The 24,119-nt window shown below is 59.5% G+C and carries 19 protein-coding genes; 9 read left to right on the forward strand and 10 right to left on the reverse strand.

What is annotated here, in order from left to right; translation table 11 throughout:
* Window positions 1-468: 468 nt before the first annotated feature.
* From QDY28_RS07070 to QDY28_RS07080, 3 genes are all read right to left on the reverse strand, one after another.
* Window positions 469-3,396 carry an aminotransferase gene (locus tag QDY28_RS07070; RefSeq protein ID WP_331380987.1) on the reverse strand — a complete coding sequence of 976 codons (2,928 nt, stop codon included), beginning with the start codon at window positions 3,394-3,396 and terminating at the stop codon, window positions 469-471.
* A 240-nt stretch (window positions 3,397-3,636) separates the two neighbouring features.
* The gene (locus tag QDY28_RS07075) at window positions 3,637-4,197 is read right to left on the reverse strand and encodes a hypothetical protein (protein WP_331380988.1); all 561 of its coding nucleotides are present in this window, start codon (window positions 4,195-4,197) and stop codon (window positions 3,637-3,639) included.
* Between the two features lie 172 nt (window positions 4,198-4,369).
* Complete coding sequence (locus tag QDY28_RS07080; protein ID WP_331380990.1) at window positions 4,370-4,768, reverse strand: VOC family protein; 399 nt, start codon at window positions 4,766-4,768, stop codon at window positions 4,370-4,372.
* Window positions 4,769-4,852: 84 nt separating this feature from the next.
* Between QDY28_RS07080 and QDY28_RS07085 the strand changes: the two genes are divergently transcribed.
* Window positions 4,853-5,563 (forward strand): helix-turn-helix transcriptional regulator, encoded by a 711-nt coding sequence (locus tag QDY28_RS07085; RefSeq protein WP_331380991.1) that lies wholly within the window; start codon window positions 4,853-4,855, stop codon window positions 5,561-5,563.
* A 95-nt stretch (window positions 5,564-5,658) separates the two neighbouring features.
* Here QDY28_RS07085 and purU read toward each other — a convergent pair whose 3' ends face one another.
* The 4 genes from purU to QDY28_RS07105 form a co-directional block, all read right to left on the reverse strand.
* Entirely contained in the window at window positions 5,659-6,543 is an 885-nt protein-coding gene (gene purU, locus QDY28_RS07090; protein WP_331380992.1) for a formyltetrahydrofolate deformylase, read from the reverse strand.
* A gap of 193 nt (window positions 6,544-6,736) precedes the next feature.
* A complete protein-coding gene (locus QDY28_RS07095; protein WP_331380993.1) occupies window positions 6,737-7,762 on the reverse strand; it encodes an acyltransferase family protein in 1,026 nt (341 codons plus the stop codon).
* Between the two features lie 38 nt (window positions 7,763-7,800).
* Window positions 7,801-9,045, reverse strand: coding sequence for a hypothetical protein (locus QDY28_RS07100; RefSeq protein ID WP_331380994.1), 1,245 nt, complete (start codon window positions 9,043-9,045; stop codon window positions 7,801-7,803).
* A gap of 95 nt (window positions 9,046-9,140) precedes the next feature.
* Window positions 9,141-10,220 carry a glycoside hydrolase family 5 protein gene (locus QDY28_RS07105; RefSeq protein WP_331380995.1) on the reverse strand — a complete coding sequence of 360 codons (1,080 nt, stop codon included), beginning with the start codon at window positions 10,218-10,220 and terminating at the stop codon, window positions 9,141-9,143.
* 210 nt (window positions 10,221-10,430) lie between these two features.
* Between QDY28_RS07105 and QDY28_RS07110 the strand changes: the two genes are divergently transcribed.
* Entirely contained in the window at window positions 10,431-12,125 is a 1,695-nt protein-coding gene (locus QDY28_RS07110; RefSeq protein ID WP_331380996.1) for a GumC family protein, read from the forward strand.
* Window positions 12,126-12,340: 215 nt separating this feature from the next.
* Window positions 12,341-14,395: a polysaccharide biosynthesis protein gene (locus QDY28_RS07115; RefSeq protein ID WP_331380997.1), complete on the forward strand. Its 2,055-nt coding sequence runs from the start codon at window positions 12,341-12,343 to the stop codon at window positions 14,393-14,395.
* A 6-nt stretch (window positions 14,396-14,401) separates the two neighbouring features.
* Here the strand turns inward: QDY28_RS07115 and QDY28_RS07120 are convergent, their stop codons facing one another.
* On the reverse strand, window positions 14,402-15,244 hold the full coding sequence (locus QDY28_RS07120; protein WP_331380998.1) for a glycosyltransferase family 25 protein: 843 nt from the start codon (window positions 15,242-15,244) through the stop codon (window positions 14,402-14,404).
* Between the two features lie 292 nt (window positions 15,245-15,536).
* On the opposite strand from QDY28_RS07120, the gene QDY28_RS07125 reads away from it, so the two are divergent.
* The 6 genes from QDY28_RS07125 to QDY28_RS07150 all read left to right on the forward strand — a co-directional run bounded on the left by QDY28_RS07125 (window position 15,537) and on the right by QDY28_RS07150 (window position 21,470).
* Entirely contained in the window at window positions 15,537-15,869 is a 333-nt protein-coding gene (locus QDY28_RS07125) for a hypothetical protein (protein ID WP_331380999.1), read from the forward strand.
* A 195-nt stretch (window positions 15,870-16,064) separates the two neighbouring features.
* Window positions 16,065-17,222 (forward strand): Gfo/Idh/MocA family protein, encoded by a 1,158-nt coding sequence (locus tag QDY28_RS07130; RefSeq protein WP_331381000.1) that lies wholly within the window; start codon window positions 16,065-16,067, stop codon window positions 17,220-17,222.
* Between the two features lie 13 nt (window positions 17,223-17,235).
* Entirely contained in the window at window positions 17,236-18,120 is an 885-nt protein-coding gene (locus tag QDY28_RS07135; protein WP_331381001.1) for a carbohydrate ABC transporter permease, read from the forward strand.
* A complete protein-coding gene (locus QDY28_RS07140; protein ID WP_331381002.1) occupies window positions 18,117-18,974 on the forward strand; it encodes a carbohydrate ABC transporter permease in 858 nt (285 codons plus the stop codon). Before QDY28_RS07135 ends, QDY28_RS07140 begins: the two co-directional genes overlap by 4 nt.
* 36 nt (window positions 18,975-19,010) lie before the next feature.
* Window positions 19,011-20,240, forward strand: coding sequence for an extracellular solute-binding protein (locus QDY28_RS07145; protein ID WP_331381003.1), 1,230 nt, complete (start codon window positions 19,011-19,013; stop codon window positions 20,238-20,240).
* Between the two features lie 90 nt (window positions 20,241-20,330).
* Window positions 20,331-21,470, forward strand: a complete 1,140-nt coding sequence (locus QDY28_RS07150; RefSeq protein ID WP_331381004.1) for an ABC transporter ATP-binding protein — start codon at window positions 20,331-20,333, stop codon at window positions 21,468-21,470.
* A gap of 66 nt (window positions 21,471-21,536) precedes the next feature.
* On the opposite strand, the gene QDY28_RS07155 is transcribed toward QDY28_RS07150, so the two are convergent.
* Window positions 21,537-22,640 carry a D-TA family PLP-dependent enzyme gene (locus tag QDY28_RS07155; RefSeq protein WP_331381005.1) on the reverse strand — a complete coding sequence of 368 codons (1,104 nt, stop codon included), beginning with the start codon at window positions 22,638-22,640 and terminating at the stop codon, window positions 21,537-21,539.
* Between the two features lies 1 nt (window position 22,641).
* Window positions 22,642-24,117 (reverse strand): M81 family metallopeptidase, encoded by a 1,476-nt coding sequence (locus tag QDY28_RS07160; RefSeq protein ID WP_331381006.1) that lies wholly within the window; start codon window positions 24,115-24,117, stop codon window positions 22,642-22,644.
* Window positions 24,118-24,119: the final 2 nt, after the last annotated feature.

Raw genomic sequence — 24,119 nt, forward strand, 5'->3', positions numbered from 1 at the left:
CGCAGACATGGCGAATTGACTGTTTGAATCCGATAAGGGGACGAACGTCACATTCGACAGCGCGGGCGGGAGAGCACGCCCGAGCGGTCATGGCCAAGCACGGACCGCCCAAGGATCGAAGCGATGACTTTAAAATTCAGCATGTCACTTCCTTAGTTGGCGTTGTACTTGTATGGGCTCCGATGACGAAGCCCGCGATACGGCAGTTATTATCTACAATCTTAGTAGAGAATAACAATTTCATCCCCAGAAACATATTCCGAAAGATGTCAAAATGTCGGCGACCAGGAAAATAAAATTCCGCGCTGGGGTTGGTTGCGAGAAAGAGCATATCAACTTTCTCCCGAGCGGCATTGCCGATCACCGCCACACAGATAGGAATTGGTATGAGATTCGACAATGCCCCCGGAGGACTAAAATCGCGCCGTCACCAAATCACCCCAATGGTTAACGCCTGGGATGACGAGCCTAAAAGCCGTCATTCAGCGCCTTTTCCAAGGCTTTGACGAAGAAATCGGCGCTCTCAGCCGAGAGGCAAAGCGGCGGTTTTATCTTCAACACATTCAGGTGATCGCCGGTCGGCTGCATGATCACGCCAAGCTCGAGCAGCCGTTCGCAGATAGCGGCCGTCTCCTCCGTGGCAGGTGTCAGCGTCTCGTGATCCCGGACGAATTCGACGCCGAGATAAAGGCCCATGCCGTGTACGGCACCGATCAGCGGGAAATGGTCCATCAGTCCGATCAGCCCCACCTTGAGGTGGTCACCGATGATTCGGGCATTCTCCTGAAGGCCTTCGTCCTCCATGATGTCCAGCACGGTAAGGCCGACGACCGAACTCACCGGACTGCCGCCGGACGACGAGAAGAAATAGCCCTCTTTCTCCAGTGATTCGGCAATCTCCCGCCTGGTGATGACGGCGCCGAGCGGATGGCCATTGCCCATGCCCTTGGCGACGGTGATGATATCGGGCACGACGTCCTGGCTCTCGAAGCCCCAGAAATGATGGCCGAGCCGACCGTAACCCACCTGCACCTCGTCGGCGATGCAGAGGCCGCCCCGTTGCCGGACGGCGGCGTAGACATCGGCGAGATAGCCGCGCGGCAGGGCGATGCCGCCGGCATTGCCGTAGACCGGCTCTGCAATGAAGCCGGCAAGACCCTCGCCCTTCTCGTCGATGGTCTCCAGCAGGGTGGTAACGCCAGCCATGTAGTCGGCAGCCAAATCCGGACCGCGGAATGGTCCGCGATAGGTATTGGGCGAAGCGAGCGGATGCACCCAGTCCGGTCGCGTCGTTAACGCCTGCGGATTGTCGGCAATGGAGGTGGAGACGGCATCGCTTGCCAGCGTCCAGCCATGATAGGCCTCCAGCAGACACAGCATGTTTTTCTTGCCCGTATGTGCCCAGGCAAGCCGCATGGCGAGATCGTTGGCTTCGGAACCGCTGTTGACGAGGAAGACGCTGTCGAGACCATCGGGCGCCAAGGCCGCCAGGCGTTCCGAAAATTCCGCAACGGCGGCATAATGGAAGCGGGAATTGGTGTTGAGCCGTGACCATTGCCGTTCGATGGCCGCCGTCAGCCGGGGATGCGCATGGCCGAGCATGGTCACGTTGTTGACCATGTCGAGATAGGCGCGGCCTTCCGTGTCGAACACGAATTCATGCCAGCCGCGCTCGATCTGGGGCGGGGCGTCGTAATAATGTTTTTGCGGCTTGGCAAAATGCGCTTCGCGTTGCGTAAGAAGTTCGGCGTTGTCCAGCCGCGGCGCTTCGCAGGCCTGATTGAGGAGGGCGGCCGGCGACGGGCAGATGGCCGACCAGCCATCGGCCTGATGGGCCGTGGCAAAGAGCGGCGGTACCAGCCCCTGAATGCGGCAGAGCTGCACGCGCAGTCCCCCGACGGCCGAGCCTTCGCTGCCGATCGTGCCGATGATCGCCCCTTGCTCTACCCCGGCTCCTTCTTCCAGCGCGCACTCGACGCCATCGAGATGCAGACTGACGGTTTCGCCGACCAGAACCAGATGCTGGCCATGCCATTGGATGCGTCCGGCAAAGGGGGCCGTGACCGCAGTGCCGGCCGGCAGGCAGATATCGCTGTGCAGCGCGAAATTGTGCGGCGGCGTCATGCTGAGAAGATCGGCATGCGACAGACGGAATTCCCCGTAGCGGGTCGCGGCAGAGCCGGAGGCGATCGCCGCCTTGGCAAGCAATCGCCAGTCCATGTCCGGCTTCAGCCAGTTGCCGTCGACAAAATGCGGGCTGGTCGCGGAAAGATCGACGGCGGCAATATGGTCCGATGCGATCTCCGGCAGCAAGGCGGACCAGCCTTCGGTGGCGAGCGGGGCGATGTCGAAGCCTGCGGCCCGTAGGATCGCCGCTTCCATCACGTCAGGTTGCGCGCCGGTGGCGACGTCGAAAATCTTGCGCTCGAATTCGAGATTGCCGCGCACATAATCATTATCGGGATCGATGGCGAGTTGTTGCTCGCCGCTGGCGGCGAGAATCACCGCACGGGCAACGATCAGGGGCCAGAGCGCCTTCAATTCGGCTTCCCTGAGGGGATAGATCGCCTGATAGGCCTTGATGGCAGGAATGATGTAGAAGGGATCGCCTTCGGCGTGGTGGAGGAGCGAGGCGCAGGTGACGGCGAGGTCGCCCACCAGCCATCCCTGGATGATGTCGCCGAAATCGATCACCCCATCCGGGATCGGCTGTCCGTGCGCGTCCGGGTGGCTGACCACATTGTCGTCGGTGACGTCGTGATGGACGGGCTGCACGCGAAGCCCGCTCGCAAGCGGCTGGATGCGCTTCACGGCCGCGACCATCGCCTTAGCGATGCGGTCGCGCGCCTCATGATCCGATATCGCCGACAGAAGCTGTACGGCAACCGGCCCGGCCCGGCGCAGGTCCCATTGCAGGCTGCGGTGAAGGCCCGGGTGGTCGAAATCGGCGAGGTCGCGGGCAAGCCGGCCCGAAAGGGCCCCCAGCGCCGCGACGGCGGCGGCGGGCAGATGCTTGCGCCGCGTCAGGGATTGACCGGGCAGATAGCTGAGCAGCCGAACGAGATAATCCTGCTCGCGAATGGTAACGACGACAATGTCCCGGCCATTCAACGAGGGCACGATATTGGGCACGCGCGGCGCGTCGGCTTTGGTATGCAGATGGCGGATGGCGGCGTTTTGCGCCTCCAGCTCGACCGCGGCATATTCCGTCCGGCAGATCTTCAGGACATAGCTGTTGTCACCCGCGTCGATGCGGTAGTTGCGGTCCTGTTGGCTGCCGAGTTCGGTGATCGTTCCGGTCAGGCCATAATGCGTCTGCAAGATTTCCGCCGCCGCCTCCGGCGTCGTATCCGGCCTTGGCAGTTGCATACGATTGACGAGCGCGGCGTCGGTCATGGCACCCCCGGATGGTTCATCTGCGTCGACACTAAACCATTCCGTCTAAAAGAAAATCACCGAAAACGAATAGGGTGACCTAACGATAAGACGGAACATAGGCTCCTGATTACGCCTGCCTAGAGCGCAGTGCCTTCAAATGAACGCATAAAGGTCGCCTGGCTTTGTGAAACTTGAGCGGATGCTCAAGAGTGACGTGCGTTCATTTGAATGTACAAAAGTCGGCCACTCGTTCCGACCTCACTCGACCTCAATCGAATAGCTGCAGCCGGCGAGCGTCTTGCCGGGATGGTTGATATCGGTCGAGACGTCGAGGGCAATGCGCGTATGCAGCACCGTGTCGGAATTCTCCATTTGCTCTTTCTTGGAGAAGATTTCCTTCTCGGCGAGGAACTTGTCGAACCTGTCGACGGCGGCGGTAACATCCAGCTCCTTGGCAATAGGATGCGGATCGGCCTCGTCGAGCAGGGCAAGAGGACCGGAGGAAGCGAAAGCGATCCTGTCGGTCTGTCGCCCGAAGACGGTGATCGGCTTTGTCAGCTTGAATTCTCGCAGCAGAAGGCTGTTCGACGGCTGCTCGGTAATTCCGAACCGTTTCATCGCCTCGGTCGTTTCCGGTCCGGTCAGCCACATGGCAAAGCTGTTATAGCTTTGCACGTCGTATGTCGTGCATTCGATCAGCTTGGCGAGATCGATCTTCGAGGGATCTTCTTGCGAGGTCATCGCGGCAGTCGACACCTGCGTGGCGAGCAGCATGGCAAAAACCGAGAGCGGCAGGATTTTATCCAGATATGATCGCATTTTCCTCCCCCGCAACCTCCAAGCGACTCGATATCGGCCGCATTAAATCGCAATTTTGCGGGAAAAGGAAATGGGGTCGTTCAGACCCCGGACGGAAATGTGGAACAGTTCCTCTCGAAAATATCTATCGCGAAACCTCGACTTTGCGGGTGGGTTTCGCCGTAGGATCCGCTTAACGGGAAGCAAAGCGCTTCTTTGCGTCTTCCGTGGCGGGCATATAGAGCGAAACGGCGTTGCCATCCGGGTCGCGAAACTGGAAGGTCGTATTGCCCCAAGGCATCGTCTTAAGTTCATGCACAAGGGGTACCCTGTCTTTGAGACGAGTATATTCCGCGTCGATATCGTCGACCTGCAATTCTAAAACAAGGCTGCGATTGGCGCCGGGTTCGGCGCTGCCTTCCTTCCACAGCGCCACCGTTTCCGAAGCGCCGATCGCTAACACCGCGCCGGGCATGACGATTTCGGCGAAAACCGGCGCCAGCCATTGCGCTTTAACGGTCGCGATCATCTCATAGAAGGCGACCAGTTGCTTTATGTCTGCTGTGATAATGCGGGTCGATGCGAATTTCACTGAGGGCTCCTTTGCGGCTTTTGCGGTATTGGAGCTTGTCGCACAGTCCTGCTGCCATCATTATGGCAGCAGGAGTCAGCACAAATGCGTCGAGCCGACCGACTGTTTCAGATCATTCAAATCCTGCGCCGGAGCACCAGACCGGTGACGGCTGCCGCCATTGCCAAAGAACTTGAGGTCTCCAAACGCACCGTCTACCGCGACATCGGCGATCTGATCGGCCAAAGAGTTCCGATCTCGGGCGAAGCAGGCTTCGGCTACCTGCTCGATCCAGCCTATGACATGCCGCCTCTTATGCTTACCCCGGATGAAATTGAAGCGGTTGTGCTGGGCGCGCAATGGGTTGCCGGCCATGGTGATGCGCTCATCGCCAACGCCGCCCTCGATGTCATTGCCAAAATTGAAGCGGCAGTTCCTGAAAATTTGCACCCGTTCATCGCCGAGCCAAGCGTGGGTGTGAAGCCCGGATTGCGCCCGCCGGTGGAAATCATTGACCTCGCCAACATTCGGGAAGCGATCCGTCAGAAGCGCAAACTTGCGCTGACTTATCAGGCGGAGAAAGGTGAGATCACGAACCGCATCGTGTGGCCGGTCATACTCGGTTATGCGGAGAGTCACCGACTGCTCGTCGCTTGGTGCGAACTAAGGCAGGATTTCCGGCACTTTCGCTGCGACAGGATCAGCGCTGCGAAACTGTGCGACGAAGCCATCAGCTTGCGTGCCGGTGAGCTTCGTCGGAGGTGGCAGCAATGGCGAGCGGAACAATTCAAACTATTCCTGGGGCCGGGCCGCTGATTGCAAATGCGGGACTCCCGGCCCTTCGCTGGGGCTCATGGCTTCGATGCTCGAACGATCGGCTAGGTCGTTTCATCGGCTACGCCGCCCGCAGCTCAACCCATCCTCTCGGATGCATAGCTTCCGGGGCTTGCCGGGAAGACGATGGTGCGGTTGCCGTTGAGGAAGGTGCGGTAGTGGATATGGGCATGGATGGCCCGCGCCAGCACCTGGCTTTCGACATCGCGGCCGATCGAGACATAGTCTTCGGCCGACTGCGCATGCGTGATGCGGGCCGTGTCCTGCTCGATGATCGGACCTTCGTCGAGATCGCCGGTGACGTAATGCGCCGTCGCCCCGATCAGCTTGACGCCGCGTTCATAGGCYTGCTTGTAGGGATTGGCGCCCTTGAAGCTCGGCAGGAAGGAATGGTGGATGTTGATGATCTTGCCCGACATCTTCTTGCACAGCGCATCCGACAGCACCTGCATGTARCGGGCAAGCACGATGAGCTCGGTGCCGGTCTGCTCGACRATATCCATGAGCTGGGCTTCGGCCTGCGGCTTGTTGTCCTTYGTCACCTTGATGTGGTGGAAGGGGATGTCGTGRTTGACRACCACCTTCTGGTAATCGAAATGATTGGAGACGACGCCGACGATGTCGATCGGCAGCGCGCCGATCTTCCAGCGGTACAAAAGGTCGTTGAGGCAATGGCCGAAGCGCGACACCATCAAGAGCACCTTCATGCGCTTYTGGGCATCATARATCTCGGCATCCATCTCGAATTTGTCGGCGACCGGTTTGAAGCCTTCGACCAGCTTCTGCTGGTTGATCCCTTCTTCGGAGATGAAGGAGACCCGCATGAAGAACTTGCCGGTATCGAGATCGTCGAACTGGCTGGAATCAACGATGTTGCAGCCTTGATCGGCCAGATAATTCGCTATCGCCGCAACGATCCCGCGCGTCGATTGGCAGGATACCCGTAGTACATAGCTCTTCATATCTCTTCCCTCGTAAGGCGGCCCATCTGTTGGCCGCTCGCTTATAGCAATCGAAAGGCACGGGAAAGCTCCCCGCCCATTCCTCGCGACAGAGATTATGATAGGTGGCGAAAAATTCCGTTCCTATTGCGCCTTTCAGCCGCGTATCCCCGTCGTTCTGAAGGAAAGCTGTGGCAGATCGACGGGAAACCGATCAGGCGATGGCCGTCTGCTTCTTTCTCCACTTCCCCCAGCGGCTGGGTGTCGTCAGCTCATGGACAATCGCACCTCCGATCGCCGAGCAGACGATGCAGCAACTGACGAAGACCGGGCCATGCGCCAAGATATCGATTTTCAGCACGCCGCAGACAACACGCAGAAAGGCCAGCGTGAAAGCATGGGTGATGTAGATGCTGTACGAGGAATCGCCGAGATAGTTCAGCCAGCCAATGACGGGCAGCTTGGAGAAATCGATCGAGACGGCGGAGTAGAGAATGACGACAGCCGGAATGCCCCACATATAAGAGCGCATGCTGGCATCGCAGAGCGTCTCATTGATCAGCAGGAAGGCGAATCCGACCGCGAGAGCCGGCCAGGCGACCGCCTGCGGCAGCAGCACTTTTTCGAGATAAAGCTTGGCGAGAACGACCCCCGCCAGGAATTCGTAGATGATCGGGTTGCCATAGACCGTCGTGGCCGTGGTTTCCACCGGAAACAGGCGGCAGGCGAGGATAATGGCCGTCATCGTGCCGAAAAGGGCATAAAGCCGCCATTTTTCACGCACGAGCAGCAACAGGCCGAAGACGAAATAGAAGAACATTTCGTAATTGAGCGTCCAGCCGGGCACGACGACGGGAGCTATGAGGCTGGGATCGGCGGGATTGCGCCAGGGCAGGAACAGAAGCGATGCGGCAAGGTGAGGAATGTCGAACACCGTCGATTTCAGGATCGATGGCGCGATGAGAGCGACGGCGGCGGAAAACAACGTCGCCAGCCAATAGAGCGGCACGATGCGCTGGATGCGGCGGCGATAGAAATCGAGCGGGCGCACTTCGCGGCCGGTCGTGGTCAGCCACATGACGAAACCGCTGAGCACGAAGAAGATATCGACACCGGTCTCGCCGAAGAGACGGAACTGCCAATCGAATCCGGAATTGACCTTCGGCACCTGCAGCACTGAATGAAAATAGACGACCATCAGCGCAGCAATGGCGCGTAGATACTGCAACTGTACAAGCATCCCGATCCTCATGCGGCCTCGGCCGACGCAAGGCAAGGTCAGCCCGGCACTCTGCTGCCATCCATATTTGCCGGCTGTATCCGGGCAGTACGCGGCTTGTCAGAAACGCGCATGTACCCGATCAGCAGCCAAAGCAGGCCGGCAATCTTGATGGAAAAGATCGCAGTGCCGCCGATCATCATATTCAGAAAAATGAAAAGAGAGAGTGAATGAGCGCAACGTCTTTGCGCCGGTGTTTCACCGGCGGGAAAAAGACAGACGAACAGCCAGAACATGATCAGGCCAAAGATCGTCGAACCGTAGATGAGATAGACGTAACCGCTGTCGGCGAATTCGCCGATACGCGTAATGTCCAGCCCGAGGATCGCCTGGAAATCGAGGTCCAACATCTTTTTGATCGTGACGCCGATACGGCCGGTGAAATTGTCGCCCACTTCGTCCGGCTTCATGAAATGCACGAAGAAGCCGATCAGGATGATCAGCGGCATCAGGATGAGATCGAAGGCCTTCGGGATCTTCGGGAAGACGAAATAGCCGATGATGCTGATAAGGGAGAAAATCAGCATCGTGCGCGTGTCGTTGGTAAGCAGGATCAGCAACACCGTCGAAACGAAGAGCGCCTTCTCGATCTTGCCGAGCTTCGGCCAGAACGAGAGCAGATAAATGACGATGACGCCGCAGAAATTGGCAAGCGACACCTGCTCCAGGAAGATCGATGAGGAACGGTGGTCGATGAGGCCGAAGGAGAAGCGGCCCTGGAAACCGAGCGCATTGGCGAACAGGCCGGTACTATTGAAGCTTGCCTGCTTGATACCGCGGGTATTCTCGAAATATTCGCCGGGATGGAACAGGCTGACATAGAAGGGCGTGCTGACGATCTCGCAGACCAGAAACAGCAGTACGAAGAAACAGCCGATGCGGAAAGCAAGCTTCACCGTCCGTTCGCTCGCCCAACTGCCGATGCCAGCGAAGGCGACGATGATCAGCACGTTGCGGAACTGGTCGATGAAGGGCACCCGGTTCATCACGGTGATGTAGATCGTGATGATCAGCGTGAATATCAGATAGAGGAAGATCGGCAGATCCTCCTCGTAGATGCCCTTTTTCAAAAGATAGGCGACGCTGGAGAGCATCATCATGCCTTCGCAGAGCACGACATGCGAGACGGCAAGCGGCGTGATGTTGTGGTTGATATAGGCAAGGACGCAATTGTAAAGCACCGAAAACAGCGTGATCGCGAGGATCGGGTAGTCGATGCGCTGCTTGTCCGTGAGGCTTTTCATGAAATGTCCAGGGCTGCCGCATCCATCGGCCGGGCGCAACCATAGCAGCGCCGTGATTCGGCACAAAGCGCTATCCGCCCGTTCGTTTTCGCCGATCAGCCTTCTGGCTTGACGCTGGCGCAGGCCGGTGCAAGCGGCGTCTTCCGGCCGACGGCAGCGGTGATCGTCTTCATCTGCGGCCGGTCCTTGCCGCCGCGCGGCTGCACGTTCAACGGTTCCTGCGATGGCCACCAGTCGCCGGCGGCCCAATAGGTCCAGCCGAGCCAGACGTCGCTATTGTCCGACATGACATCGAAGACCTGTTTCAGCCCGTCGAGGCAGGGCTGGTTTGCTGCCACGCCGAATTCGCCGAGAAAGCCGCGCTTGCCGTTTTTGCGCAGCCAGGCGGTCACGTCGGTCAGTCCCTGTTTGGCCTGGGCGCTGCCATCGCAGACGGGATGCGTGCCGGAACTGTCGGCGTCGAGATACTGGTGAAACTCGAATGCATAGAAATCGAGCGGGTCCTTGACGCCGAGCATGACGGCATCGTTCGCACCACCGCCGAGCTTGTCGGCCGCCCAGCTCGCTGCGCCGGTCCAGTTCGTGCCCGGTACGAGGATAAGGTTGCGGGCGCCGACCGTGCGGATGCTGCGAATGGCCGTATTGGCGGCCTCCAGCCAATCGGGAGCCTTGATATCGTGGGGCTCGTTCATCAGCCCGAAAAACACGCCCTTCTGATTGGCAAACTCAATGGCAAGGCGCGCCCAGAAGTCGCCGAAAGCGAGATCGGTCGCAGGCGCCTGCGTCAGTTGGTCCTTGTCGTAATAGCCGAAATTATGCGGATCGAGGACGACGGCCATGCCATGCTCTTGAATAAGGTCGACCGCATCCCTGAGCCGCTGCAGCTCGGCATCATCAAGGGGCTGCCCGAGCACCGGCTGCAGCCGCTCCCAGCGGAAGGGCAGGCGCACGACATTCATGCCCTTGTTGGCGAAATAGCGCACCGTATCCTCAGACGGATAGGTGTAGTTGGTGCCGAGCACGCCGGTGCGGTCGCCATATTCGGCCCCGGAAAGATTAATACCCCGGTAGCAGAGTTGCGATGCGGCAAAGCTGGGATCGGTCTCCGCCGCCGAGGCGAGCAGAACAACGGCGGCGAGCGATTGGCGCAGCAGCCTCTTTGCCAGTCCGGTCATTGCAAGCTCCTGTTCTTCCTCGTCGCTGGTGTGACCGTTTCATATGAACTTCCCGGTTGAATATTGATGAAGAGATGGGCTGGGCCGGCTCTCGCCGGCGTCTTGTCACGGGACTTCCTGGGAACGTCCTTAATGTTCCGTTAGCCAAACATTTCTAAACTCTGGGCATCTGCTACGCAGGACCTGCGGGCGGACCCATGAAAGTCTGTCATGAGCTCATTGGAACGAAGCAAGCGATCGAGCCAACTTCCGGGTTGGCACAGCACCGAGCCGTCGGAAGCACGGCGCGAAGGCTTGCGCTCGCGCACTCCTGTGCTGCGGCCGAGGGACTTTGTCCATGAGGTTCGACCTGTTGCCGCCGAAGAACTGGCCGGTCCGGTGACGCCGGCAATCTCCGCCCCGCCAAACTCCGCCCAAAATAAAATTCTTCGCGAATTCGAGCGGAAATCGGAAGCCGTTCCACAGCCGATCGTGGGGCCGGTCGTTATCGCAGCCCCCTTGGCCACTGAGCCGGCGGTGGCTGCCGAACCGCAAACGACCTTGCCTGCGCCGATGCCTGCGGCCGATGCGCCGCTCCTCGATCTGCGCTCGGCTGTCCGATCGATCTGGGCGAAGAAGCTGCTGGTTCTTGCGCTCGCGGCCGTCGGGGCGGTGCTCGGCGCCGCCGTCATCCCGCTGCTGCCGCAGAAATTCACGGCGGAAACCAGCCTCTATTTCGATCCTCGCGAGGTGGGAGGCTCTGATTCCCCGCAGGCCGCTCCCATTGCGCCGGAGCTGATCCTGACGATGATCGACAGCCAGACCCAGATTCTTTCCTCCGGCAAAGTGCTGGGCCGAGTCGTCGATGCGTTGAGGCTCGATCAGGACCCGCAATTCAGCGGCGGCGCCACCGGCGATGCTGCAAAATACGTGGCGACGGCAGCGTTGGCGAAGGCGGTGCAGATCGCCCGCGAGGCCAGCACTTATGTCGTGTCGCTGAAGGTGACGACGCGCGATCCGCAGATGTCTGCCAAAATCGCTAACCAGCTTGTTACTTCCTTCATGGAGGAAGAGAGCAAGGCGGCGGCAAATAGCTACCGGACCAGCAACACCGCGCTGGACAGCCGGCTTGAAGATTTGCGCCAGCAGGTGCTTACCGCCGAAAGGGCAGTCGAAGTCTACCGTGCCGACAACGATATGGTCGCCGTTGAAGGCAATCTGATTTCCGACAAGCGCCTGACCGCGCTGAACGACATGCTGGTGACTGCGCAGCAAAAGACGATCGAGGCGAAGGCGCGGGCCGATGCCGCCAATAAATTGAGTTTCGAGGATGTCGTTTCCAACGGCTCTCCGGCGAATGCGACGGCTACGTCCACAGCGCTCAGCAGTCTTCGCCAACAATATGCGACGCTCGCCGCCAACGTCGGCAGCCTGCAAAGCCAGCTCGGTGCCCGTCATCCGCGTCTGCTCGCAGCCAAATCCTCGCTCGACAGCCTTGCGGCCGAAATTCGCAGCGAGCTGCAGCGGCAGACGACCTCGGCCCGCGCCGATTACGAGCAGGCGCAGAAGGCCGAGCAGGATATTGCCAAGGAATTGGCGGTGCAGAAGGCTTCGCAGGTCAATACGTCGGGCAAACTGGTCGGATTGAACGAACTGCAGCGCAAGGCGGCTGCCGCACGTGAGGTTTATGAGGCGCTGCTGAAGCGTTCCGGCCAGACGAGCGACGCGCAGGACCTGTCGCAGAACAATGTCCGTGTTATCTCCGAAGCCGAACCGCCGCTGACGGCGAATGGACCGAGCCGAAAGGTGATGATGGTGGCCGGATTGATCGCCGGCGCCCTGTTCGGCATGAGCCTTGGCGCCGCCTTTGCGATCCTAGCCGGTCTGTTCCGGCATCCGGTCGTCCGCGGCTATTTGGGGAAGTGATCTTCGTCGCCACCCTTGCTTCCGGTGGTTCTTTCAAGATCGGGGATGCAATTGCGCGTCCGCTGTTCTAAAAGTGAATTGATGCAGAGAGTGATTGCATTTTGCTAATGAAGGCATAAAGACAATCTTACTGTGCTGTGCAAGACGTGGTGGGACAATTTATGCGAGAGAAGCGGTCTGCTGTTCCGTTGACCGGCGCCAGGGGAAACTGACCCATGGTGCCCGCGGATAAGCTCGTCCTACCGTTCCTGGCGCTGCCGCGCTCGACCAAACGGGCGCTGGCGCTGATTGTCGATGCCAGCCTTTGCGTACTGACCGTCTGGTTCGCCTATTGTCTGCGCCTGGATGACTGGGTCATTCTCGAGGGCGTGGAATGGCTGCCGGCGATCGTTTCGCTCCTCGTCGCCATACCGATCTTCATCGTCCTTGGCCTCTATCGCGCTATCTTCCGCTACGCGGGGATGTCGGCCTTCATGACGGTCGTCAAGGCAGTGTCGATCTATGCGCTCGCCTTCATGACCATTTTTACCGCGATCAGCGTGCCCGGCGTGCCCCGCACGGTCGGCATCCTGCAGCCGCTGCTGCTGTTGATCGCCATAGGCCTGTCGCGCATGTGGACACGCTACTGGCTCGGCAACGCCTATCAGCGGCTGTTGAACCGCAATCAGCTCGCCAAGGTGCTGATCTACGGTGCCGGCTCGTCCGGCCGGCAGCTCGCCGGCGCGCTCGCCAACAGCGCTGAGCTGAATGTCGTCGGCTATCTCGACGATGACAAGCATCTGCAAGGCAGCATCATGGGCGGCCTCCCCATCTACGATCCCGCCGACCTGTCTGCCTTGAGTATCTCGAGCGAGATCAGCGACGTGCTGCTTGCACTGCCAAACGCGACGCGTCAGCGCCGCAACGAAATTCTCGAAAGCATGCGTAAGGCGCGCGTCACCGTGCGCACCATGCCCGATCTGACGGCTCTCGCCCAAGGCCGCGTCGCGGTCTCCGACCTGCGCGAACTCGATATTGAAGACCTGCTCGGCCGCAACGTCATCGCGCCAGATCGCGCGTTGATCGAGAAGAATATCCGCGGCAAGGTGGTGATGGTCACCGGCGCCGGCGGCTCGATCGGCAGCGAACTCTGCCGCCAGATTTTGAAGAACGGCCCGTCCTGCCTGCTGCTGGTGGAGCAGAATGAATTCGGGCTCTACGCCATTCACGGCGAGCTGGAGAAATCGGCGGCCACGGCTGGCGACGGTGATATCCGCATCATCCCTTTTCTGGCGTCCATCCGCGACGGTCGGCGGCTGAGGCAGATCATGGAGGCTTGGCGGCCGAAGACTGTCTATCACGCCGCCGCCTACAAGCATGTGCCTCTCGTCGAATACAATCCCGTCGAAGGCATTCGCAACAATGTGTTGGGAACGCTGACGGCAGCGGAAGTGGCGCGCGACTGCGGCGTCGAGGATTTCGTTCTGATCAGCACCGACAAGGCCGTGCGTCCGACCAACATCATGGGCGCAAGCAAGCGGTTGGCGGAAATGGTGCTGCAGGCCATGGACGCGGACCGCAAGCCGGGTGCCGGCGGCACGAATTTCGCCATGGTTCGTTTCGGCAACGTGCTGGGTTCATCGGGTTCGGTGGTGCCGCTCTTTCGCCAGCAGATTCGCGATGGCGGTCCGATCACGCTGACGCATCCCGATATTACCCGCTATTTCATGACGATCCCCGAAGCGTCGCAGCTCGTCATCCAGGCCGGCGCCATGTCCGGCGGCGGCGATGTCTTCCTGCTGGATATGGGCGAACCGGTGCGCATCGCCGATCTTGCCCGCCGGATGGTGGAGCTGTCCGGTCTGACCGTCAGGGACAAGGATGAGCCGGAGGGCGATATCGAACTGGAGATCACTGGCCTGAGGCCTGGCGAAAAACTCTATGAAGAGCTCCTGATCGGCGACAACCCGCAGGCGACATCCCATCCGCGCATCATGCGGGCCAAGGAGGATTTCCTGCCCTGGCCGGAGCTGTCGAAGAGGCTCGCGGCCCTTGAGGCGGCGCTTGATGAAAATGACATCCCGCAGGCAAGAACCCTGCTGCAGAAGCTCGTCTCCGGCTACGTGCCCAACGGCGAAGTGGTAGACCTCGTTTTCCGCGAGCGCGAGATGGATCTAGCCATCGATCAACCGGATTTCGACAGCGTCGCGGGGCGGCAGCCTTCGAAAAGCACAGCGGTTTCGACGGGAACACCGAAAGACGCAGCAGTTCTGCGGTTTCCTGGAAGCTGAACCGCCTCAGCGCTGTTCGGCGCTTCCGACAATCGATTGAGGCTTTGCCTTTACGGCATAGATCCAGCGGCGGAGCTGATCGCAGACGCGGAACCAATGCGCTGTTGCCCGCAGCAGAAAAGGCCGCTTCACGGCGCGGTAATGTACGCGCTTGCCGATCGTGGTATCGGCCCGGAATGGGCTGAAATCCGCCAGATTTTCAAGCGTGGCGAAGGTTTCCACTCCGGTCGACCAGCCGCGTTCGAGCGCGACGTCATAGGGAAGAAGCATCGGCTTCAGCGCGACCAGCAGCTTCTTCGCCGCCTTTCGGTTGACGATGTAGCACGCGGCCGATCCCTGCGGCCCATGCATGCAGCGGCCGACAATGTCGTATTCGGCGGTTTCGGATATCGGTTTGAAGCCGACCAGACGATGATTGACGAGCTTCACCAGGCGTGCGCCGCAAACGCAGTCCATGGCGGCGAGCGCACGCGGTATCAATCTCTGGTTGAGTTCGACATCATCCTCCATGATGATGGCCATCTTGTCGCCGCTTGCGACGAATTGCTGCAGCGCCAGCAGATGGCTGCGATAACAACCATATTCGCCCGCCAGCAATTTACGCCCGTTGTGATAGATGAATTGTCGAGGTTGGAAATCGACGCGGTCACGTTCCGGAATCGTGCTGCCATCGATAGCAGGAATTCGCGTGACGCTCAGGCCATATTGAGCGGCCTGCCCGCGCAATCTTTCCCAGCGTTCGGGCGAACGATCGAGATTGATGACGTAAATATGAACCTGCGGTGCCAGACTGTCGGCGCTGGGTACTTGCTCATATGCGATGATCCGATTGGTTCGCTCGAGAATCACCTTTACTCCCACAAACAGAAATCTTGACGACAATAAACTGGAGCGACAGCCGATTTAGTATATAGCAGGCTTCTTACTTTTCGCAAACTCAGATTGCACGCTTATGGTGTATGCTCAAGTAAAAGCGTTTTCGTCGACGTAATTTGCTGTGAACGAATGGGCGGTTGCGGACATGCCCCGAGTCTCGGTTCATTTTCACGAGCATTTGTTGGCGGGCTGCGCGGGCATTATTATATCTGCGATAGAAGGCGTCTGTTGTTGCGCCCGCGTGCCGGAAGGATCCTGGAAATCCATGTGGACCAAACCGAAAATCGTCGTTGCCGCATTGCTTCTCGCCAGCCTCGTGCCTGTGCCGGCTTTTGCCGACAATCCGCTGCTTCCCAAGCCCTATGTCCGCCCCGTCTATCCCTTTAAGGACCTTCCGGGCGTGACCGAACCGAAGATGGCTGCCGACGAAAAATTTGAGTGCCGCACGACGACGGTGCGGATACGCGGTTTTCACGAGGGCATCTTCTATCACAACATGCCGCGCCTCGGTTATATCTGCGAACAAAACGGCGTCATCTCCGAAGGCACCAGCAAGCCGAACTATCAGTATTGGCAATATAACAGTCCGAACCGATAAGCTCGGCCGTTCCTCAAAAAATAACCGGCAGCAAGATCGATCCCATACGGTCCCGCGTCGAAGCGATCGTGTATTCTCTACGACCAATCTGAAAATGAATTTCATCACCACGAGTATTTTCCGGAAGCTCGTTGACGGATGCGAAAATTTCGCTCAAGCTGACGAAAATAAATTACGCAGCGGGAACATACCAGTATGCGAGTGGGGATCATTGGACTCGGATTCCGTCTGGGATATCTGGGTTATGTTTTCAAAGCCATCGACGACAGCTTCGAGATCGCGGGCTATGTGGATCCCGAGCCGGCGGGCCTGCAGGGGCTTACCGAAAAGGGCATTTCGGCCGGCAAGGCCTATGAGTCGCCTAAGGACTTGATTGCGGGCGAAAAACTCGACCTGCTGATGATCGGCTCGCCGAACCACATGCATCTCGATCATATTCGCCTCGGTCTTGAGGCCGGGCTGAAGATCTTCTGCGAAAAGCCGATCGTCTCCACCATCGAGCAGAGCATCGAACTGGCCCATCTGATGGCGAAATTCGGTCAAGAACGCCTGATGGTCGGTCTTGTGCTGCGCTATTCGCCGCTCTATCGCGATCTGCGGGCGGTTCAGGCTGCCGGGACGCTTGGCCAGATCGTCTCTATCGAGGCGGCCGAGCATATCCAGCCTTACCATGGCGCTTTTTTCATGCGCGATTGGCGGCGCTATGAGCGTTATTCCGGCAGTTTCATGCTGGAAAAATGCTGCCACGATCTTGATCTTTATAACGGCGTGGTCGGTTCCCGGCCGGAGCGGGTCGCAAGCTTCGGCGGCCGCAAGAGTTTCATCCCCGCCAACGATCCCGCGCGCGAGGGGATCAACGACCTGGAAATCTTCCATCGCAAGCCAAGCGGCTGGATGGGCTCGAACCGCGTTTTCGACAGCGACGGCGACATCATCGACTACCAGGTGGCGATCATTGAATATGCCAATGGCGTCGGCATGAATTTTCACACCAATCTCAACGTGCCGGACCAGTTTCGTCGCTTCGCCGTCATGGGCTCGCGCGGCATGGCAGAGGGTGATTTCATCCGCGGCTATCTCGACGTGCATGAGATGCTGACCGGCAAGAAGGTCATCGAAAAAAAATATGCCGCGACTGAACTTTCGCAGCATTATGGCGCCGACGAGCAGATGGCCGCCGATCTCATCGCCCATGTGAAAACGGGCGCTGCCCTGCCGGTCTCGACGCTCAATGCCTTGGAGGCTGGAATTCTCGCTTTGTCAATGGACGAAGCCCGCATGAAAAGGACCGTCGTCGATCTCAGGCCCATATGGGACCAGTTCGACGAGGCGCTGCATTCGCGAGCCGCGTAGAGGGAGGCGCAAGATGGGTGTTCAACGCAGCACGATCATCTTCGCCTGGATCCTGCTTCTTCCGGCCGTCCTCTACGTCGTCGTCATCGTTGCCTATCCGCTGGTCGACACCGTCATCCTGTCCTTCACGGATGCCTCGCTGAAGAAGCTGACGAACTGGGTCGGCTTCGAAAATTACGCAAAGATCTTCAACAACACCTTCGCTGAGGTCATCGTCCGCACCTTCATCTGGACGTTTTTCTCCGTGTCGATCAAGATGATCATCGGCACCTTCGGGGCGCTGATGCTGAATTCGGCGGTCCCTGGCCGCTCGCTCTTCCGGGTACTGACCATGCCGCCCTGGATCGTGCCGATGGCCATCGGCATCTTCATGTGGGGCTGGATGTATAACGGCCAGTTCGGCATGATTTCCGGCCTGCTGCAGCGCTTCGGCCTGGTGGATGGCCCGGTGGCCTTCTTGGCCTATGGCAGCACCGCCTTCTGGGCGACGATCGTAACCGACGTCTGGATCGGCGTGCCGATGGTGACGCTCTACATGCTGGCTGCCATGCAGTCGATTCCACAGGATCTGTACGAGGCCGCCTGGACGGACGGCGCCGGACGGGCCTACCGCTTTCGCCGCATCACGCTGCCACTTCTGGTGCCCTCCCTGGTCACCATGTCGATGTTGTCGCTGATTTCGACGTTCAACTCCTTCGACATCATCTGGATCCTGACCCGCGGCGGGCCGAACGGCGAGACGACGACGATGATCATCGACACCTATAAGACGGCGATCGGGTCGTACAAGTACGGTGAGGGCGCGGCTCGTGCGGTGCTGATCTGCATCTTCCTGTCGCTCTTCTGCCTTGCCTATTTCCGCGTCACCAGCCGCTTTGCCACGGGGGACAAGCGATGAGCCATCCAATGATGATCAACCGCTACAAGTGGTATGAGCTGGTCGGAATTTATGTCGGAATCCTGGTATTCCTCACCTTTGTCCTAGCGCCCTTCATCGAGGGATTTTTGGTCTCGCTGAAGCCCCTCAGCCAGCTTTTTTCCTCGCCCTACCGCTTCATTCCCGAAAACGGCTCGTTCGAAGCCTATCGAACGATGTGGACCAGCGTGCCGGGCTTTGGCTGGTATATCTTCAACTCGTTCCTGATTTCCGGTTCGATCACATTTATTGTTCTGATCCTTGTGGTGCCCGCCGCCTATGCCTTCGCCCGGTTCGAGTTCCGAGGTTCCGGACTGCTGCTCGGTGCCTTTCTCGCTGTCAAGATGTTCTCCGGCGCGGTCCTGCTGATCCCGCTGTTCCGGCTCATGCGCTCCTTCGGCGTGCTCAATACCTATTTCGCCATGATCGTGCCGGGCGTGGCCTTCATCATCCCGACCGGAATCTGGCTGCTGCACACCTATATGAGGCGCATCCCCCGCGAGCTCGATGAGGCTGCTTATGTCGATGGCGCAAGCCAGCTCTATACGCTGCGCCGCGTCATCCTGCCGATCGCCATGCCGGGCATCGTCGTGGTTGCGATTTCCTCTTTCATCGAAGCCTATGCGCAGCAGTTCATCTATGCGCTCACCTTCAATTCAAAGACCGAATACATGCCGCTGCCGGTTGGGTTGTTCGCATATTTCGGTCGGCAAGAGGTTGTCTGGAACGAGCTCATGGCCGCAAGCTTTGTCGGCATCGCGCCGGCGCTGGTCGTGATCTTCTTCCTGCAACGCTATCTCGTCAGCGGTCTGACCGCCGGCGCGGTGAAGCAATAAAACATGTAAAAATCACCAGAGAACGGGAGCTTAAACGTGACATTCCATTTCAAAACAGGGCTGCTTGCCCTTGCTTTGCTCGGCTCCACCGCGCTTGGCGCCGTGAATGCCCAAGCCGCCGACAAGGAAATTAGCTGGATCTATTGCGGCGACAGCATCGATCCGATCCATGTGAAATATATCAAGCAATGGGAAGACAAGAATCCGGGCTGGGCCGTCAAGCCCGAGGTCGTCGGATGGGAGCAGTGCCAGGACAAGGCGACGACGCTCGCGGCAGCCGGCACGCCGGTCGCCATGGCCTATGTCGGTTCGCGCACGCTGAAACAGTTTGCCGAGAACGATCTTATCGTTCCGATCCCGATGACGGACGAGGAGAAGAAGAGCTATTATCCGAATATCGTCGATACGGTGACCTCCGATGGCCAGCAGTGGGGCGTGCCGATCGCCTTCTCGACCAAGGCGCTCTATTGGAACAAGGACCTCTTCAAGCAGGCGGGCCTCGATCCGGAAAAGCCGCCGACCACCTGGGCCGAGGAAATTGCCGACGCCAAGGCGATCAAGGAAAAGACCGGCATTCCCGGCTATGGCCTATCGGCTAAGACGTTCGACAACACCATGCACCAGTTCTTGCATTGGGTTTACACGAACAACGGCAAGGTGGTCGACGGTGACAAGATCGTCCTCGACAGCCCGGAAGTGCTGGCCGCGCTCCAAGCCTATAAGGACATCACACCTTACTCCGTCGAGGGTCCGACGGCCTACGAACAGAACGAAGTGCGCGCCATCTTCTTGGATGGCAAGGTCGGCATGATCCAGGCGGGCTCGGGTGCCGCCTATCGCCTGAAGGAAACGAAGATCAACTGGGGCGTCGCACCGCTGCCGCTCGGCCCTTCGGCCAAGGGTCAGGGCACGCTGCTCATCACCGATAGTCTTGCAGTCTTCAAGGGCACCGGCGTCGAGGACAAGGCGATCGAATTTGCCAAGTTCATTACCTCTCCGGGTCCGCAGGGTGAATACGAACTGCAGGGCGGCGCTGGCCTCACGCCTCTGCGTCCGTCCCCGATGGTCGATGAGTTCGAGAAGAAGGACCCCTTCTGGAAGCCGTTCATTGACGGCATCAGCTATGGCGGTCCCGAGCCGCTGTTCAAGGACTACAAGGGGTTTCAGAACGTTATGATCGAGATGGTCCAGTCGGTCGTGACAGGCAAGGCACAGCCGGCGGATGCCTTGAAGAAGGCGGCTGCCGATCTTGAGCAGTATAAATAACTCCCAGCAACTAGGCCGCGCGCATCTTGCGCGCGGCTGCTTTTTTGGGAGCCATGCCTCCTCTATAATTGTGCCGAGCGGAGACGGAATTTGGGACAGCTTCACCTTAACAAGGTCAAGAAATTCTACGGCCACTTCGAAGTCATCAAAGGCGTCGAGCTTGATGTGACGAAAGGCGAGTTCGTCGTTTTCGTTGGCCCTTCCGGTTGCGGCAAGTCGACCCTGCTTCGAATGATCGCCGGTCTCGACGACGTCACCAGCGGCGACATCATCATCGACGGCGCGCGCGTCAACGACCTGCCGCCGGTCAAGCGCGGCATAGCCATGGTGTTCCAGTCCTACGCGCTTTATCCGCACATGACGGTGTTCGAGAACATCGCCTTTCCCCTGCGCGTCGAGAAGATGGCGGAAGACAAGCTCAAGGCGAGGGTGGAGCACGCCGCCCGCATCTTGCATCTCGATCAGCGCCTGCAGCAAAAGCCGGGCATGCTGTCGGGCGGCCAGCGACAGCGCGTCGCCATCGGCCGAGCCATCGTCCGTGAGCCGAAGATCTTCCTGTTCGACGAGCCCCTGTCGAACCTCGACGCGGCCCTGCGCGCCGACATGCGGATCGAGCTTGCCAAGCTGCACCAGCAATTGCAGGCGACGATGATCTATGTGACCCACGATCAGGTCGAAGCCATGACCATGGCTGACCGGATCGTCGTCCTCAATGCCGGCGAGATCGCCCAGACGGGCGAGCCCTTGGAACTCTATCATAAGCCGGCAAACAAATTCGTCGCCAGCTTCATCGGTAATCCCAAGATGAATTTCCTACCCGTGACCTGCAAGGGCATCACCGAGGCAGGCGTCGAGGTGGATTACAAGGGCCAGACGGCTTTGCTGCCTGTGACCCCCCGAGACGGCGCCGTCGGCAAGGAGCTGACGCTCGGCATCCGGCCGGAGCATGTGCAGCTCGGCAGCGGCGATATATCCCTGACGGTCATGCCGACCGTAATCGAGCGGCTGGGCGCGCAGACGGTCGCCTATGCGGCGCTGGAACGGTATAGCGGCGAGAATTTTTGCGCCACGCTGCCGGGAAGCGTCGCCATCCGCACGGACGTGCCGCTGCTCACCGGCATTCGCCTGTCCGACTGCCATCTTTTCGACGAGAACGGTGTCGCTTTCGAGCGCAAAGTGGAGTTGACGGATGTCGATATGGAGCTGTTGAGCACACCTTCGCACCGGTAAGAAGAAGGAAGCGAGCGCCATTCCCCTTTGGGCGCCTTCTCTCCGAAGAGAGAAGAGAGGCACTGCCTACCAGACCAGCCCGCGTGCCGTCACATCTTCGACGCGGGTGACGATGCCATCGCGGTGAAACACCATGCTGTCGAACAGGTTGGAGACGACGCAGGTGTGGTTGGGAACGATGCGGATCTTGTCGCCGATCGCCGGGCGAGGCCCACTGCATTTCGAAAGATCGATCACCCCATGCTCTTCCGAGAGATTCGTAATCACCGCTTCGGGGTAGCCGACCACGGCGCCGTAATCCGAAAAGCCGAGGAGATCGGAGGTCAGCGCCTTGGAACCGGCATCGATGACGGCGCGGTCCGGCGTCGGGCGCGAGACGACGGTGGCGAGGATATGCATGGCGCAATCCTCCTCGCCGCAATGACCTGCGCGCACCATCGAGCGGTCGTTATAGATATAGGTGCCGGCACGGTGCTCCGTGGCCGCCGTTACCAGATGCGCCTCGTAGAGGCTCGGCGTGCCGCCGCTGCTGACGATGGCACATTCGATGCCGTCGCGTTGTAGGAGCAAAATGGTCTCGGCCAGGAAGGTCTGTATGGCGCCAGCGCTGTTCGGCCTGGGATAGGTCATCAGCCCGCCGAAAATCAGGCCGGGCTTGCCGGAGATCTGTCTGGCCAGAGCCGCCGCCTCTTCAGGCGATTGCACGCCGCAACGTCCGCCGCCGGTATCGCATTCCACCAGCACGGTGAGGGGCTTCCGCGCAGCGAATTGGGCGGACAGGCCATCCACCGTCGCCATGCTGTCGGCGACCACTTTCAGTCCGGCGATACGATGGTTCAGCGTGGAGAGGCGGGCGAGCTTTTCGGCGCCGATGATGTTGAAGGTGATGAGGATATCTTCGAAGCCGGCGTCGGCGAACACTTCGGCCTCGGCGATCTTCTGGCAGTTGATCCCCTTTGCGCCCGCCTTCACCTGGGCGCTCGCAAGCGCAGGAATCTTATGGGTCTTGATATGCGGCCGAAAGTTAAGCCCATGCGCGTCCATATAGGATTGCACGCGGGCGATATTCGCCGCCATGCGGTCTTCGTCGATGATCGGGCGCGGCGTCGAGAGATCGCCAATGCGGTCGCCGGGCCTGGGGCTGATCTCGGAGACGATGTCGTGCGCCATATCAGGCAGCTCCCTCTTTTGCCGCATGCGGGTCGGCAACCATCGGCCAGATATCTTTCGGCGCGCGGCGATAGGGCGTGCGCGCCGGATTGTTCGGATAGGGCGTTCCAGCCGAGCAGTAAAGGATTTCCGACGCGATCTTGGAGAAGGAGGCATAGAAGTGATTGGTCGACTTGATCACCAGGATTTTCTTGCGGGTGGGGTCAATCCCCATCACCGAGAAAAGGCTGGGATCGAAGCTTTGGGCGCGCGTCGAATTGAGGATGATGTCGATGCCGTTGAGTTCGATGTGCGCCGCATCACCGAAGGGCGCGAAACTTTCGCCGAAGCGCATTTCGGCATTGGCAACGAGCCGCACGACCTTGACGATGCCGTCGATCGGATTGCCGGTGCCAGGCGCCGATTTTGCTCCGAAGCGCAGCGGAATTTCCGCACCTTCGCCGGCCGCCATGCATATCTGCACCGCCATCGGATCCCAGATCGTGCCGATCGCCATGTCGCGGGCGCCCCGGGCCAGCAATTCTTCCAGAATGACAGTCGCATCGCCCGCCGTGCCGCCGCCGGGATTGTCCCAGACATCGGCAATGACGACCGGACCTGAATGTGCGGCCATGGCCTCCGTCACTGCCTGCTTTTCATCGATCTGCGGCATCATGAAGGTGCCGCGCTTGGAAAAGAGCTCCAAGCCCAGGTCGCGAGCGAGGGCCTCACCCTTAGCCGGCTTATCATTGCTAACTACGAGCAGCTTCGTGCCCATTTCCGGCACGTCGCCGGCCATGAAACCGTGGATTACCGAGATGGACAGGATATCGGCATCATCTTTCTCGATCGTCATGATCTTGTCGACGAAGGAGCGCATCGGTTCGCGCGAGGTCGGGTAGACGTCGATCATCCGGCAATCGAAGACCGACATGACCGGTTTGACCCGGCCCTGCAGCGTATCGACGGCGATGCGCCAGAGGTCTTCGGCGCGATCGACGAAGTCCGTATGCGGGAACTCTTTGAAGTAGACGAAGAAATTCGCCGCTCCGAGGCGCTTTTTCGTCAAATGGCTGTGCGGATCGAGTTCGGCGCAGACAAGAATGTCCGGCCCAACGATCTCACGGACCCAAGTGAGAAAATCGCCTTCTGGGTCCTCGTAGCCGGCGGCAACCATCGCGCCGTGCAGGCCAAGCACGACGGCGTCGACCGGCATGGCGGCGCGAAGCTGGTCGAGAATTTCGTCACGCAGTCCTTCATAAGCCGTGCGGTTCACCAGACCGGCCGGGTCGGCCCAGGCGGCGGTGCCCTCGATCAGCTCCCAGCCTTTTTCCGCGGCCACCTGCCGGCCGACCGTAATCGGCGCGGAACAGAGCGTCGGCGTCTCCGGATGTTCGCCGGGCGGCGCATAGAGGGAAGCCTCGAACGCGCGCCGATCGACGCAGATCGGGGAGAATGTGTTCGTCTCGGTCGCGAGCACCGCGGTGAAAATGCGCAACG

The organism is Rhizobium sp. BR 362 (assembly GCF_036528765.1).
Classification (GTDB): Bacteria; Pseudomonadota; Alphaproteobacteria; order Rhizobiales; family Rhizobiaceae; genus Rhizobium.

What these genes read in the sequence shown, in the direction of transcription:
- QDY28_RS07110 (WP_331380996.1), top strand. Translation starts at nt 10,431, where the DNA reads ATGAGCTCATTGGAACGAAGCAAGCGATCGAGCCAACTTCCGGGTTGG.
- QDY28_RS07085 (WP_331380991.1), top strand. Translation starts at nt 4,853, where the DNA reads ATGCGTCGAGCCGACCGACTGTTTCAGATCATTCAAATCCTGCGCCGG.
- QDY28_RS07075 (WP_331380988.1), bottom strand. Translation starts at nt 4,197, where the DNA reads ATGCGATCATATCTGGATAAAATCCTGCCGCTCTCGGTTTTTGCCATG.
- QDY28_RS07125 (WP_331380999.1), top strand. Translation starts at nt 15,537, where the DNA reads ATGTGGACCAAACCGAAAATCGTCGTTGCCGCATTGCTTCTCGCCAGC.
- QDY28_RS07155 (WP_331381005.1), bottom strand. Translation starts at nt 22,640, where the DNA reads ATGGCGCACGACATCGTCTCCGAGATCAGCCCCAGGCCCGGCGACCGC.
- QDY28_RS07100 (WP_331380994.1), bottom strand. Translation starts at nt 9,045, where the DNA reads ATGAAAAGCCTCACGGACAAGCAGCGCATCGACTACCCGATCCTCGCG.
- QDY28_RS07070 (WP_331380987.1), bottom strand. Translation starts at nt 3,396, where the DNA reads ATGACCGACGCCGCGCTCGTCAATCGTATGCAACTGCCAAGGCCGGAT.
- QDY28_RS07105 (WP_331380995.1), bottom strand. Translation starts at nt 10,220, where the DNA reads ATGACCGGACTGGCAAAGAGGCTGCTGCGCCAATCGCTCGCCGCCGTT.
- QDY28_RS07115 (WP_331380997.1), top strand. Translation starts at nt 12,341, where the DNA reads ATGGTGCCCGCGGATAAGCTCGTCCTACCGTTCCTGGCGCTGCCGCGC.
- QDY28_RS07140 (WP_331381002.1), top strand. Translation starts at nt 18,117, where the DNA reads ATGAGCCATCCAATGATGATCAACCGCTACAAGTGGTATGAGCTGGTC.
- QDY28_RS07130 (WP_331381000.1), top strand. Translation starts at nt 16,065, where the DNA reads ATGCGAGTGGGGATCATTGGACTCGGATTCCGTCTGGGATATCTGGGT.
- QDY28_RS07095 (WP_331380993.1), bottom strand. Translation starts at nt 7,762, where the DNA reads ATGCTTGTACAGTTGCAGTATCTACGCGCCATTGCTGCGCTGATGGTC.
- QDY28_RS07135 (WP_331381001.1), top strand. Translation starts at nt 17,236, where the DNA reads ATGGGTGTTCAACGCAGCACGATCATCTTCGCCTGGATCCTGCTTCTT.